Here is a 13704-nt window from a genome sequence, read left to right as displayed (position 1 = left end):
TCCGCGCCACGTGGCGGATGGGCGCGGCCCGTGTCGGCGGCGGCGGGTACCGTCGCACGGTGACTCCGCCCCGCACCGCCACCGGTTCCGCCACCCCGTCGGCCCGTGCCAAGGGCCGGCGGCGGGGTGACCGACCCAGCGGCACCGAGCTGCTGGCGGCGGCGGTCGGCGCGGTGCCCGGCGGCGCGGAACGCCCCGGTCAGCTGCAGATGACCACGGCGATCGAGGAGTGCGTAGCCGGCGGCGAGCATCTGCTCGTGCAGGCGGGCACCGGCACCGGCAAGTCGCTGGCCTACCTCGCGCCGGCGCTCACCGTGGACGGCCCGGTGGTGGTGTCCACGGCCACCCTGGCGTTGCAGTCGCAGCTGGTCGACCACGACCTGCCCCGGCTCGCCGACGCGGTCGAGCCGGTGCTCGGCCGCCGGCCCACCTTCGCGGTGCTCAAGGGACGCCACCACTACCTGTGCCTGGCCCGGTTGGACAACTCCACCGAGGAGGAACCGGAGGACACCCTCTTCGACGCCCCGGCCGCGCGCCCCGGCGGCGGGACGAAGTGGCTCGGCGAGGCGGGTCGGCTGGGAAAGCAGATCGACCGGGTACGCGACTGGGCCGAGAAGACCGCCACCGGCGACCGCGACGAACTGGACCCGGGCGTCGACGACCAGGCCTGGCGGCTGGTGTCGATGCCGGCCCGGGAGTGCGTCGGCGCGACCCGCTGCCCGTTCGGGCAGGAGTGCTTCGCCGAGGCGTCGCGGGCCCGTGCCCGCGAGGCCGACATCGTGGTGACCAACCACAGCCTGCTCGCGGTCGACATGCTCGCCGGCCGGCACATCGTGCCGCCGCACAAGCTGCTCATCGTGGACGAGGCGCACGAGCTGGCCGACCGGGTCTCCTCGGCGGCCCAGGCGGAACTGGTGCCGGAGCTGATCGACCGGACCACCCGGCGAGCCCGTACGCTGCTGCGGCCGGAGACCGCCGAGGCGCTCACGGCCGCCGGCGACGCCCTCGCGGTCGGCCTGGCCGAGGCGCCGGCCGGGCGGATAACGGCGGGGTTGCCGACACCCCTGCGGGAGGCGTGCACGCTGCTCGACGCGGCGACCCGCTCCGCCCTGGACGCCATCGGCGACGTGAAGGCCGACGACCCCGACCCGGTCCGCAAGCAGCAGGCCAAGGCCGCCCTGGACGAGCTCTCCACCACCGCCCAGCGGTTGCTGGAGGAGGCCGACCACGACGTGGCCTGGGTGGAGAAGAACGACAGCGGCAGCCGCCGGGCGCTGGTGGTCGCGCCGCTGTCGGTGGCCGGCACCCTCGCCACCCACCTGTACGACGAACGCACCGTCGTCGCCACCTCGGCGACCCTGGCGCTCGGTGGACGGTTCGACACGGTCGCCCGCGCCCTCGGCCTGGACGCGCCACCGCCCGCCCCGCCTACCCCCGCCGCAGCCGCGCTGGCCGCCCGCACCGGCCCCGGCCGCCCGGCCGCCGAGACGCCCGGCCGTCGCCTCGCCGGCGACGTCGCCCCGAACGCCGTGATACCACCCACCGAGGGCCCCGGGTGGCGGTCACTCGACGTCGGTTCGCCGTTCGACTACGCCCGGCAGGGCATCCTGTACGTCGCCGCGCACCTGCCCCGGCCGAGCGTCTCCGGGCTGCCCGAGGCAGCCGGCGAGGAACTGCTCGGGCTGGTCGACGCGCTCGGCGGTCGTACTCTCGGGCTCTTCTCCTCCCGGCGGGCCGCGCAGCAGGCGGCGGAGCTGCTGCGCGCGCGGACCGACCTGCCGGTGCTGTTGCAGGGCGAGGAGGCGCTGCCGCTGCTGGTGCGCCGGTTCCGCGAGGAGCGGTCCAGCTGCCTGTTCGGGGTGATGTCGCTCTGGCAGGGGGTGGACGTGCCGGGCGACGCCTGCCAGCTCGTGGTCATCGACCGGCTGCCCTTCCCCCGCCCAGACGAGCCCCTCGCGGCCGCCCGCGCGGCAGCCGTGGACGCCGGCGGCGGTTCGGGCTTCGCCGCGGTCAGCGTGCCGATCGCGGCGGTGCGGCTGGCCCAGGGCGTGGGCCGGCTGATCCGGGCCACCGGCGACCGGGGAGTCGTCGCGGTGCTCGACTCCCGGCTGGAGACCGCCCGCGGCTACGGCCCGTTCCTGCGTCGCTCGCTGCCGCCGTTCTGGTACACGACCCGCCCCGAGGTGGCCCGCGGCGCGCTGCAACGCCTCGCCAGCTCCTGACGCAGAGCCCGCGGCCACCGCGTCGCGCCCCGCGCCGCGCCGCGCCCCGCGCCCTGCGCCCCGCGCCATGCGCCGATGGTCAAGATCGTGCAGAAACAAGGAAGTAGTGGCCTGCTTCGCGGAGGAGGCCACTACTTCCAGGATCGAGCACGATCTTGCGAGCAACTGGCGCGAACACCGCGCCTCGCGACACCGCGCCGCGCCGCGCCGCGGCGCGGCGCGGCGCGGCGGGTCTAGGGCGCTTGGGAGGCGACGACCACGGCGTCGGGCGGGGTGTCCGGGACCCTCCGGGCAGCCAGCCGACGCACCGCGGTGTTCAGGACGGCGATCAGGGGGACGGAGACCAGCGCGCCGGTGATGCCGGCGAGCACCACCCCGGCGGCGATACCGATGATCACCGCGAGCGGGTGCAGGGCGACCGCCCGCCCCATGATCAGCGGCTGGAGCACGTGCCCCTCGACCTGCTGCACACCGATCACCGCTCCCAGGATGATCAGCGCGGTGACCGGACCGCTGTCGACCAGCGCCACGAGCACCGCCACGCCGCCGGAGAGCGCCGCGCCGACGATCGGGATGAACGCGCCGAGGAAGACCAACGCGGCCAATGGGAAGGCGAACGGGACGTCGAAGACGACGAGGAAGATGCCGATCCCGACCGCGTCGATGAAGGCGACCAGCACGGTCGCCCGGACGTAGGCGCCCAGCGTCTGCCAGGAGGCCCGGCCGGCGTCGTCGACCTTCCAGCGGGCGGCCACCGGCAGCAGCCGGACCAGGAAGCGCCAGATCCGGTTGCCGTCGCGCAGGAAGAAGAACGTCGCGAAGAGCACCAGGATGGTGCCGGTCAACACCTCGGCCAGCGTTGCGGCGGTGCTCAGTGCGCCGCTGGTGAACTTCGAGGTGTTGTCGTTGATCCAGGCCTGTGCTTCGTCGATGTAACTGTTGAGCTGGGTGTCGGAGACGTGCAGCGGGCCGGTCTTCAGCCAGTCCTGGATCTGCCGGACGCCCTCGGAGGACTTCTGGCTCAGCTCCGGCACCCCGCGGATGAACTCGTTGACCACCAGGGTCAGCGTGCCGATCACCGCGGCCAGGCCACCGACCAGCACCACCGCCGTCGCCAACGACCGGGGCAGTCGGGCGCGCAGCAGCCAGCCCACCGCCGGGGCGAGCAACGCCGAGAGCAGCAGCGCGATGGCCAGCGGAATGATCACGATCTTGATGGTGCCGACGATCCGGAGCAGGGCCCAGGCCACCACCCCGATCACGATCAACCGCCAGCACCAGGCGGCGGCGATCCGCAGCCCGTGCGGCACGTCGGCGTCGTCCCGACTGGAGGTGGAGCTGTGCAGGTCCACCGGAGGTTCCGCGCCGACGACCGTGGCACTCGGCGGCGCGGGCGGCCCCGGCACGGCCGGTGAGGCCACCCGGACCGGCTCCGCGTCGTCGCTCGGCGTGTCCCGATCGGCGCGAACCGACTCCCGGCTTGACTGGTAGGCGCGGCGGAGCCGCCCGCGTACCCGCTCGAAGCGGCTCAAGCGCACCTCCTGGCAGAAGAATGGTCCGCCCACGGCGACAGGTCGGACAGCATACGTCCGTTCCCGACACCGTAGGGCAGTTCCGCCACACATTGCCCCCGCAGCCTCGGGCGTAACCACCGGCAATCGGCCGTCGGCGACACGGTAGCGTCTGCGTCGTGACCGCCGACCAGGATCTCGATGCCGGCCTGCCGATCCGCCTCCTGCATGACCGCGTGCTGGTACGGATGGAGGGCGGCGACGGCGAGCGTCGCTCCACCGCCGGCATCGTCATCCCGGCGACCGCCGCGGTGGGCAAACGGCTCGCGTGGGCCACCGCCGTCGGGGTGGGGCCGAACGTGCGCGCCATCGTCTCCGGCGACCGGGTGCTCTTCGACCCGGACGAGCGCTCCGAGGTCGAGCTGCACGGCCGCGGCTACGTACTGCTGCGCGAGCGGGACGTGCACGCCGTGGCCGCCGAGCGGGTCGAGAACGACTCCACCGGCCTCTACCTCTAGACGCCCCTCCCCCGCCGCGCGCCGTTTGCCGCACGGCACGACGGGAAGCCATCCGGCGACCGTGGCCCTGGGGAGGGACGATGCCGGTATTCGTGAAGAAGCTGCTGACCTGGGGCAGCGTCGCGTTTCTGATCTACTTCATGGCGTTCCGACCCGACGGTGCCGCGCAGATGTTCAAGGCGATCGGGGCCGCGTTGGTCGCGATGGCCCAGGGCCTCGGTGACTTCCTCACCACCCTGATGACCTGAGCCGCCCCCAAGGCCGACGTCAGGATTGACCGGGCGTCCACGGCGACGCCGGCCGCAGACCGGGCCAGCCGGGCGGGGCGTACCCGATCGGAGGCGCGGGTGGCGCGGGAGCCAGCACCACCGGGATCGGCACCACCGGCTCGTCCGGCGCATCCAGCGAGCGTTGCGTGCCGTCCGGGAAGCGCAGGTGGTAGCGGCTGCCGTCCCAGACCCCCACCGGAGCCTGCGGGTCACGACCGACGAAGAACGATCGGTACGCGCTGATCGCATCCAGCAACTCCCGCTCCTCCCGAGCCGAGCGCTCCTGGTCGGCGGGCTTACGGTCCAGGCCGCGCAGCGTCCCGTCGCGCAGCAGCGCCAGTCGGGTCGCGGAGAACTGGTAGCCGCGCATCGCCCGCAGACCGGCGTCCCCGGCGACCCGGCGGGCCCAACTACGGGCGGCGTGCCGACGGCCGAGGCTGCTCAGCGCGGCCACCTCTGGTGGGGTCAACCAGCCGGCGCGGACGTAGTCCGGCAGCGTCCGCTCGGTGAGCCGCCCCTCCCAGGCGCGCAGCCACACCGCCAGCCCCACCATGGCGAAGAAGACCGGCACCATGAGGCCCAGGAAGCCGTACAGCATGATCACCGTCTCGCCGGTGGCCTGCGTCAGCGTGGGCAGCAGGTTCCAGGTGCCGTGCAGCATCATCGCCAGCAGCAGACCGCCGACCGGTGCGAGCACCCGTACCCGCCGGTCGGCCGTCCGGGCCGCGACACCCAGCCCCACACCGGTCATCGAGGTGAAGAGCGGATGGGCGAACCCGAACAGGAGGATCCGCACGATGAAGATGGCGATGACCTGCTGGGTGCCCGTCGCGGGGCCGTAGCGGTCGGCGCCGGCCGCGTAGCCGTACCCGCCCAGGTAGAGGATGTTCTCCACCATGGCGAAGCCCACCGCGGAGAGCCCGCAGTAGACCAGGCCGTCGGTGATCCCCGACCACTCCCGGCGGCGGAACACCAGGAGCAGGATCGGGCCGAGCGCCTTGGTCAGTTCCTCGATGAAGGGCGCCACCAGCACACCGGTGAGCGCGGCCGGCAACCCCCAGTCGGCGAAACGTCCGGCGGCGAACTCGTTCACGGTGAGCGAGGCGGCCGTGGCGACGAACGCGCCCCACGCGAAGCAGAACATCAGGTACTTCAGGGGCTCCGGCTCGTAGCGGTCCAGCCAGAGGAAGCAGGCGACCAGCACCGGCACCGGCAGGATGGCGGCGATCACGCCGATCAGCAGCGCCTGCAACCCGAGTGACTGGCCGAGCCGAAAGACCATGAACCCCGCGCAGGCGGCGATGAACAGCGCCACCCCGGCCAGCGCCAGGAACCGCCAACCCTTGCTGCGCGGCGGCATCCGGGGCGCCTCGCCGGTGGACGGAGCCGCCGACGCGGGCGGCGGCGACGGCAGGGGTGAACCGGGCGGGGTGTCGGCCATGCGGTCAGCGTAGCCATCCGCCGCCGACTGGTCCGGTCGCATCGGCAGCCGCTATGCTGCGGGCAGGTCACGAGCGCCAGCGTCAAGCCCCGGCTTGCTGGCCGGCAACCCTCGTCGAGTTCGCGGTGGGGTGCCCCGGGTGATGACCGGGCCCAGCCCGATCGGCGTGCTGGGCAAGCGCGGACCCCGTCCCGATGTCGCACCCGGGGTCCCTGACCCCGGAGGTTCCGGCGTGTCCGTCACTCTCGTACCCTCGCTGCCCGCCCTGCCCACCGTGGCGCCCGCGCCGCTCGACGTGCTGGGCGTGCCCGGCGAGATCAACCTGGACTACGCGGCCAGCGCGCCGTGCGCGCGGGCCGCGGCCGACGCGGTGAACGAGCTGCTGCCCTGGTACGCGAGCGTGCACCGCGGCGCGGGAGCGCTGTCGCAGCGCTGCACGCTGGCCTACGAGAAGGCCCGGCAGACCGTCGGCGACTTCTTCGGCGCCCGCCCCGACGACCATGTGATCTTCACCCGGAACACCACGGACGCGCTCAACCTGCTGGGTCGGGCGCTACCCACCGGCACCACGGTTGTCACGTTCGCCGGCGAGCACCACGCGAACCTGCTGCCCTGGCCGCGCGGCTCGGTACGGCTGCCGGTGCCCGCCGACCCCGCCGGGGCGGTACGCGCCCTCGCCGCCGCCCTGACCGAGCTGCGGCGGGACAGCAACCCGGCGCTGCCGGTGCTGGTGTCGGTCACCGGCGCCAGCAACGTGACGGGCGAGCGGTGGCCGGTCGCGGAGTTGGCCCGGGTGGCCCACCGGCACGGGGCCCGGATCGCGCTCGACGCCGCGCAGCTCGCCCCGCACGCACCGGTCGACCTGCTCGCCCTCGACGTGGACTACCTGGCCGTGTCGGGCCACAAGCTGTACGCCCCGTTCGGCGCGGGCGTGCTGATCGGCCGGGCCGACTGGCTGGACGCGGCTCCGCCGTACCTGGCCGGTGGCGGCGCCACCAGCCGCGTCGGCCCGGCCACCCATGACGTGACCTGGGCGACCGGCCCGGCACGGCACGAGGGCGGCACCCCGAACCTGCTCGGCGCCGTGGCGCTGGCCGCGGTGTGCACGGAGCTGGCCGGCGCGGACCGTGCCGCGCTGGCCGCCCGCGAGCAGGCGCTGCTGGCTCGTCTGCGGGACGGCCTCGCGGCCCTGCCGCACGTGGTGGAACTGCGTACCTTCGGCCCGGACGCGCCCCGGGTCGGAATCGTCTCGTTCGTGGTCACCGGGTGGGACTCCGCCGAGGTGGCCGCCCGGCTGGCCGCGAGGCACCGCATCGGCGTACGCGACGGCCTGTTCTGTGCCCACCCGCTGGCCCGGCGGCTGCTCGACGAGGCGGCGGGGCGCAGCGGCCGACGGGACCTGCCGTCCACGGCGCTGCGCGCCAGCATCGGCCTGGGCAGCACCGCCGCTGAGGTGGACCGGCTGATCGAGGCGCTCGCCGAGCTGGGTTGAGTACGGTCAGCCGACGGGTGGGGCGGTGGGCGGTTTCGGCGCCTCACCCGGTTCGGCCGACTCACCGACGGGCCGCTCCTGCTCCCCGAAGGCGGTGCGGATCCACCGGTTCGCCTCCTCCTGCTCGATCCCGGAGGCCACCAGCAGGTCACTGGCCGTGGTCCGGATCTGGGCGATGACGACGCTGCCGGAGAAGCCGACGCCCTCGCCGTACGCCCGGCCGGCCTCGCTGACCGCGCGCAACGACCGTTCCCGGGCCTTCGCCGGCATCTCGCCGGCGGCGAACTCGTGCTTGAGCAGCCGGACCGACTCGGCCAGGTGGCCGATCGCGTCCGGCATCGGATCGGGCACGGGTTCCTCGTCCTCGACCAGCGTGACGGACCGGCGGATCAGCGTGCCGCTGTTGCGCATCGCCCGGTCGATCGGATCGGCCGCCTCCGCGTAGTGGATCAGCTCGCTGCGGCGGTGCCAGCGGGCCGGGGAGAGGGTTGCCGTCTCCTTCGCGCCCTCGATCGCCTCGGACAGCGTGGCCAGTTCGTCCTTGTTGTTGCGCAGCCGATCCAGTGCCCGCTGGATGCTGGCCCGGTCCCGGCTGCGCAACCCGTCGGCGGTGACATCGAGTTGGGCGGCGAGCAGGTCCAGCGCCGGTCGGGCGGCGCGGTTGATCACTCGGAGCGGGTTCAGCGGCAGCAGCACCGCCGTGACCAGCAGCGCGATCCCACCACCGAGGAACGCGTCGACGAAGCGGGGAATCTCCAGGTTCTGGGTCGACGGGCTCAGCGTCACGATCAGCACCGCCGTGGCCGCCGCCTGGATGACGATGGCCACGCTCGCTCCGGCGAAGATGGTGAGCAGGATCGCCACGGTGACCACCAGGCCGAGCTGCCACGCCCCGGTGCCGAGCAGGTAGATCAGGAGGTCGCCGACGAACACCCCGACCCCCACCCCGACGATCAACTCCACGGTCCGGCGGAACCGCTGGCCGACCGACGCGGCCAGGGTGCCGACCGCCGAGATCGGCGCGAAGACCGGTTGCGGGTTGCCGAGCACCTTGTGCGAGATCAGGTACGCGAGCCCGGCCGCCAGCCCGGCCTGCACGGCGAGTCCGCCGGCCATCCGTACCCGGTGCAGGCGGTCGTGCAGGGTGGCCCGGCCACGATGGCGCAGCTGCTCGGTGGCCTCGGCGATCCGGGCACCATCGATGTCCACCAACCCTTCGCGCAGCGCGGTACGCCGCATGATCGGAGGTCGTTTGTCCCGGGCCACGGCCATGGGCGCGACTACCCGTGCCAGGCGCGCTGAATCCTCCCGTCGGCACGCGGCGGGCCGATGCGGGAGACTCGTGCGGTGGTTGATCTGCTGGACCGGTGGCGGGCGGCGGCCCGGGATGCCGGCGCGAGGCCCGATGCGGAGACGACGCGGGCCGGGGAGCACCTGCTCGCCCGGTGGCGGGAGCCGCACCGGCACTACCACACGGTTGCCCACCTGACGGCCGTACTCGACGTGGTGGACCGGCACGCCGACCTGGCCGGCCGGGCCGACCTGGTCCGGCTCGCCGCCTGGTGCCACGACGCGGTCTACGACCCCCGAGCCGCCGGCGACGCCAACGAGCGGGACAGCGCCGCGTTGGCGGCGAGCCTGCTCACCGGGCTCGGGGTGCCGGCGTCCGCGGTGGTCGAGGTGCGTCGGCTGGTGCTGCTCACCGCCGGGCATGTGGTCAGACACCAGGACCGCGACGGCGCGTTGCTCTGCGACGCGGACCTCGCCGTGCTGGCCGCGCCACCGCAGACGTACGACCGCTACGCGGCGGCCATCCGACGGGAGTACGCGCACGTGCCGGAGCCGGCCTTCCGGGCCGGCCGGGCCGCGGTGTTGACCGGCCTACTGGCGCTGCCCGCGCTGTTCCGGCTGCCGCCGCTGGCGCAACGGTGGGAACGGCCGGCCCGGGACAACCTGCGCCGCGAGCTGGCGACGCTCACCGACGCGCCGGCGGACGCGGGCTGACGAGGTGCTTCGGGCGGCGCAGACCGGCGTCGCGGAGCAGCCGGACCAGCTCCCGGCTCGGCACCACCTGGGCACCGAGCCAGACCGCCGCCGCGAATCGTTCCGCCGGGATGTCGTAGTGGTCGCGGTCGAATCCGCGCCGGGGCGCGCCCAACGCCTCCGCGAAGGCGTGCAGCTCGGCGTACGAGACGTCGCTGATCAGGTGTGACCAGAGCCGGCCGCGCCACGGCCAGGCCGGCCGGTCCAGGTAGAGCATGGTGCACAAGTTATCCCGCCCAGTTGATCATGTTGATGATCGGCGACCGCCAACCTAGCCTCGGCTGCATGGCCCCCACCGGACTCCTCGACGACCTGCGCGCCGCGTTGGGCGAGAACGCCGTGCTCACCGACCCGGACCTGCTGCGGATGCACCAGCGCGACGAGGCGGACCTCTGCGTCGCCGGCACCCCGCTGGTGGTGACCCGCCCGCGCAGCACCGAGCAGGTGGTCGCCGTCGTCCGTGCGGCGGCGCGGCACGGCGTACCGGTGGTGCCGCAGGGCGCGCGGACCGGGCTGGCCGGCGCGGCGAACGCGGTGGACGGCGCGGTGGTGCTCAGCACCGTCGCGATGGACGAGATCCGCGAGATCGACCCGGTGAGCAGGATCGCGGTGGTCCAGCCCGGGGTGGTCAACGCGACGCTCGCCAGGGCGGTGGCCCAGCAGGGGCTGTGGTATCCGCCGGACCCCGGCTCGTGGGAGTCGTCGACGATCGGCGGCAACGTGTCCACCAACGCCGGCGGCATGTGCTGCGTGAAGTACGGCGTGACCACCGAGTACGTGCTCGGCCTGGAGGTGGTGCTCGCCTCCGGTGAGGTGTTGCGCACCGGCCGGCGTACCGCCAAGGGTGTCGCCGGCTACGACCTGACCCGCCTCTTCGTCGGCTCGGAGGGCACCCTCGGGGTGATCACCGAGGTGACCGTGGCGCTGCGGCCCGCCCCGGCCGAGTCACTGACCATGGTGGCGGTCTTCGGCTCCACGGCGGCGGCCGGCGCGGCGGTGGCCGAGATCGCCGCCCGCGGGCTGACACCCAGCCTGCTGGAGCTGCTGGACCAGACGCACCTGCGGGCCATCGAGGCGTACCAGCCGATGGGGCTGCGGACCGACGCGCAGGCCCTGCTGCTGGCCGCCGCGGACACCGGCGCCCGGGCGGCGGACGACCTGAGCGCCCTGGCCGAGGTGTGCCGGGCGGCCGGTGCCGACGAGGTGTACGCGGCCACCGACGCGGTGGAGGCGGCGGCGCTGCTGCAGGCCCGGCGGTTGGCCCACCCGGCGATGGAGAAGTTCGCGGCCGACACCTACCCGGGTGGCAACGGTGGCCTGGTGATCGACGACGTGGCGGTGCCGCGCGGGTCGCTCGCCGCGCTGCTGGACGGTGTGGCCCGGATCGCGGCGGACTGCGACGTGCCGATCGGCGTGGTGGGGCACGCCGGGGACGGCAACATGCACCCGAACATCGTGGTCGACCGGGCCGACCCGGCGAGCCTGGAACGGGGCCGGCGGGCGTTCGACGAGATCATGCGGCTCGGCCTGGACCTCGGCGGCACCTGCACCGGCGAGCACGGGGTGGGGCTGCTCAAGCGGGACTGGTTGGCCCGGGAGATCGGGCCGGTCGGGATGCGGGTGCACCAGGCGATCAAGTCGGCGCTCGACCCGGACGGCCTGCTCAACCCGGGCAAGGTGCTCTGACCCGCCGGGGTCAGCCCTTGACCTCGGCCGGGGTCGCCTGGGTGAGCAGCAGCAGGATCTCCCCGGCCACCACCGGTTGCTCCTCGCCCGGGCAGTCCTGGGAGGTGATCAGCCCCGCCGAGGTGAGCAGGCTCGACGTCAGCGCGTCGATGCAGGTCGCCCGGTACCGCCGGACCTGGTCGGTCTCCTGGGCCAGCTTCGGGTCGGCGAGCAGCACCTGGAGCCGTTGGGTCAACTCCGGGGCGAGCGTGCCACGGGAGGTGACCCCGTCACCGGCGCAGTCCAGGCACTGCCACGCCCCGTTGCGTTCGACGCTCAGGGTGCGCAGCGGGCCGTCGCTGCCGAGCCGCTGAAGCAGGCTGACCTGCCCCGCCGCGATGGTGGTGGGGACCTCGGGCAGCGACCCACCGGCCGCCGAGCCCACCGGTGGCTGCGCCTGCGATGTCTCGCCGGCGTCCCGGTCGAGCAGCGAACACCCGGTCAGGGCAACGGCGAGCGCGGCAGCGAAAAGGGGGATGAGCAGACGGGAGCGCGCGCGGTCAAGCACGCGCGGAAACCTACCCCACCGTAGGTAGCGTCCGAAACCACCATCCGGGCCGGTATCGATAGTTACCCATCGGTAACGTTACTTTTCGGTCACCGAGCGGACGGTCGCACCGTGGCCTGGTCGTCGTCGCCACCCCGGTCCGCCGCGTAACCGCGGACGTCCGGAGCACCGAGCCGGGCCGCGTCCGCCGCCGCGTCGTCCGGCATCAACTGGGACTGCCGCTCCGCCTCCACCCGGGCGCGGTAGTGCTCGACCTCCCGCAGCCGGGTGTCCGCGTCCCAGCCCAGCACGGCACCCATCAGCTCGGCGGCGTGCTCCGCCGACTCCAGCCCCCGGTGGGTGGTCTCGAAGGAGATCCGGGTCCGCCGGGTCAGCACGTCCTCCAGGTGCAGCGCACCCTCGGCCCGCGCCGCGTACGCGACCTCCGCCGCCAGATACTCCGGCGCGCCGGCCAGCGGGGACGCGAGCAGCGGATCGGCGTCGATCAGCGCCAACAGATCCAGCGTGAGGGTGCCGTACCGCTCCAGCAGGTGCTCCACCACACCCACCGGCACGCCGTGCCGGCGGGCCAGGTCGGCCCGGTCCCGCCACATGGCCGGGTACCCGTCGGCACCCAGCAACGGCAGGTCGGCGGTCCGCGACGGACGGCCGTCGCCCAACCGGCGGACGGCCCGGTCGACCACGTCCGAGGCCATCACCCGATACGTCGTGTACTTGCCACCGGCCACGAGCAGCAGTCCGAGCATCGGCTCGAACACGGCGTGCTCGCGCGAGAGCTTCGAGGTGGAGTCGGCCTCGCCGGCCAGCAGCGGCCGCAGCCCGGCGTAGACGCCCTCGATGTCGGCGGTCGTCAACGGCCGGTCCAGCACGGTGTTGACCTGCTGCAACAGATAGTCGATGTCCCGGGCCGAAGCGGACGGGTGGGACCGGTCCAGCCGCCAGTCGGTGTCCGTGGTCCCGATGATCCAGTGCCCGCCCCACGGGATGACGAAGAGCACCGAACTGGCCGTCCGCAGGATGAGCCCGGTCTCGCCGGTGATCGCCGAGCGGGGCACCACCAGGTGCACCCCCTTCGAGGCGCGCACCCGGACGCCGGGACGCAGGCCCACGTCGTTGAGCATCCGGGACATGTCGTCGCTCCACACACCGGTGGCGGCGATGACGGTGCGGGCGTGCACCTCGAACTCCGCGTCCGGGGAGCCGGCCGGCGCCTCCAGATCGCGGACCCGGACGCCGGTCACCTCCCGCGCCTGCCGGATCAGCCCGACGGCGCGGGCGCTGCTCACCACCGTGGCGCCGAGGCTCGCCGCCGTACGGGCCAGCGTGACCACCAGCCGGGCGTCGTCGACCTGCCCGTCGTAGTAGCGGATCGCCCCGGCCAGCGAGTCGGCCCGCAGACTCGGGAAGATCCGCCGGGCACCCTCCCGGGTCAGGTGCCGGTGCAGCGGCATGCCCCGGCCTCCGCCGAAGACCCCGGCGAAGGCGTCGTACGCGGCCACGCCGGCCCCGTAGTACGAGCGGCGGAAGACCCGGGCGGGCAGGTCCCGCAGACCTCGACCGGCCGGCAGCGGCACCAGGAACGGCACCGGGCGGACCAGGTGCGGCGCGAGCCGGGTGGCCAGCAGCCCCCGCTCGGTGAGCGCCTCGTGGACCAGATGGAACTCCAACTGCTCCAGGTAGCGCAGGCCACCGTGGATGAGCTTGCTGGACCGGCTGGAGGTGCCGGCGGCAAGGTCACGCGCCTCGACCAGGGCCACCTTCAAACCCCGGGACGCCGCGTCCAGTGCGGCGCCGGCACCGGTCACCCCACCCCCGATGACCAGCACGTCGAAGCGCTCGGCGCGCAGTCGGCGCAGGTCGGCGGTGCGGCGGACCGGCGAGAGCTGCCCGGCGACGGATCGGGAGATGTTGGGATCTCGCACCCGTCCACCGTATCCGCCGTGGGCGGCGTGTCGACATGCGCCACCTCTGGGCG

General features: G+C 73.9%; 12 protein-coding genes and 1 riboswitch. Of the genes, 6 read left to right on the top strand and 6 right to left on the bottom strand.

The window, feature by feature from the left end; all coding sequences use genetic code 11:
- Positions 1-17: 17 nt before the first annotated feature.
- Positions 18-2222, top strand: a complete 2205-nt coding sequence (locus O7620_RS28000; protein ID WP_278126110.1) for an ATP-dependent DNA helicase — start codon at positions 18-20, stop codon at positions 2220-2222.
- Positions 2223-2455: 233 nt separating this feature from the next.
- On the opposite strand, the gene O7620_RS27995 is transcribed toward O7620_RS28000, so the two are convergent.
- Positions 2456-3754, bottom strand: a complete 1299-nt coding sequence (locus tag O7620_RS27995) for an AI-2E family transporter (RefSeq protein ID WP_225854177.1) — start codon at positions 3752-3754, stop codon at positions 2456-2458.
- A 158-nt stretch (positions 3755-3912) separates the two neighbouring features.
- Here O7620_RS27995 and O7620_RS27990 point away from each other — a divergent pair, with 158 nt between their 5' ends.
- The gene (locus tag O7620_RS27990) at positions 3913-4251 is read left to right on the top strand and encodes a co-chaperone GroES (RefSeq protein WP_151488545.1); all 339 of its coding nucleotides are present in this window, start codon (positions 3913-3915) and stop codon (positions 4249-4251) included.
- Positions 4252-4331: 80 nt separating this feature from the next.
- Positions 4332-4499 (top strand): hypothetical protein, encoded by a 168-nt coding sequence (locus O7620_RS27985; RefSeq protein ID WP_192580151.1) that lies wholly within the window; start codon positions 4332-4334, stop codon positions 4497-4499.
- 19 nt (positions 4500-4518) lie between these two features.
- On the opposite strand, the gene O7620_RS27980 is transcribed toward O7620_RS27985, so the two are convergent.
- Positions 4519-6003, bottom strand: coding sequence for a PrsW family intramembrane metalloprotease (locus tag O7620_RS27980; RefSeq protein WP_278126107.1), 1485 nt, complete (start codon positions 6001-6003; stop codon positions 4519-4521).
- A gap of 23 nt (positions 6004-6026) precedes the next feature.
- Positions 6027-6147, top strand: a riboswitch (SAM riboswitch).
- 46 nt (positions 6148-6193) lie between these two features.
- Here O7620_RS27980 and O7620_RS27975 point away from each other — a divergent pair.
- Positions 6194-7453 (top strand): aminotransferase class V-fold PLP-dependent enzyme, encoded by a 1260-nt coding sequence (locus O7620_RS27975; protein WP_278126105.1) that lies wholly within the window; start codon positions 6194-6196, stop codon positions 7451-7453.
- Positions 7454-7459: 6 nt separating this feature from the next.
- Here O7620_RS27975 and O7620_RS27970 read toward each other — a convergent pair whose 3' ends face one another.
- On the bottom strand, positions 7460-8692 hold the full coding sequence (locus O7620_RS27970; RefSeq protein ID WP_278126104.1) for an FUSC family protein: 1233 nt from the start codon (positions 8690-8692) through the stop codon (positions 7460-7462).
- A 108-nt stretch (positions 8693-8800) separates the two neighbouring features.
- On the opposite strand from O7620_RS27970, the gene O7620_RS27965 reads away from it, so the two are divergent.
- Complete coding sequence (locus tag O7620_RS27965) at positions 8801-9457, top strand: metal-dependent phosphohydrolase (RefSeq protein ID WP_278126103.1); 657 nt, start codon at positions 8801-8803, stop codon at positions 9455-9457.
- Here the strand turns inward: O7620_RS27965 and O7620_RS27960 are convergent.
- On the bottom strand, positions 9429-9713 hold the full coding sequence (locus tag O7620_RS27960; RefSeq protein ID WP_278126102.1) for a DUF4031 domain-containing protein: 285 nt from the start codon (positions 9711-9713) through the stop codon (positions 9429-9431). The two genes, O7620_RS27965 and O7620_RS27960, sit on opposite strands and share 29 nt — an antisense overlap.
- A 68-nt stretch (positions 9714-9781) precedes the next feature.
- Here O7620_RS27960 and O7620_RS27955 point away from each other — a divergent pair, with 68 nt between their 5' ends.
- Positions 9782-11182 carry an FAD-linked oxidase C-terminal domain-containing protein gene (locus O7620_RS27955; protein WP_278126101.1) on the top strand — a complete coding sequence of 467 codons (1401 nt, stop codon included), beginning with the start codon at positions 9782-9784 and terminating at the stop codon, positions 11180-11182.
- 10 nt (positions 11183-11192) lie between these two features.
- Here O7620_RS27955 and O7620_RS27950 read toward each other — a convergent pair whose 3' ends face one another.
- Both O7620_RS27950 and O7620_RS27945 read right to left on the bottom strand, forming a co-directional pair.
- Positions 11193-11729, bottom strand: coding sequence for a hypothetical protein (locus O7620_RS27950; protein WP_278126100.1), 537 nt, complete (start codon positions 11727-11729; stop codon positions 11193-11195).
- An 89-nt stretch (positions 11730-11818) separates the two neighbouring features.
- A complete protein-coding gene (locus O7620_RS27945) occupies positions 11819-13636 on the bottom strand; it encodes a glycerol-3-phosphate dehydrogenase/oxidase (protein ID WP_278127180.1) in 1818 nt (605 codons plus the stop codon).
- Between the last annotated feature and the right edge of the window lie 68 nt (positions 13637-13704).

This window comes from Micromonospora sp. WMMD710, assembly GCF_029626045.1.
Lineage (GTDB): Bacteria > Actinomycetota > Actinomycetes > Mycobacteriales > Micromonosporaceae > Micromonospora.
The sequence above is the reverse complement of the archived record's forward strand: the minus strand, read 5'-3'. Positions and strand labels throughout refer to the sequence as shown.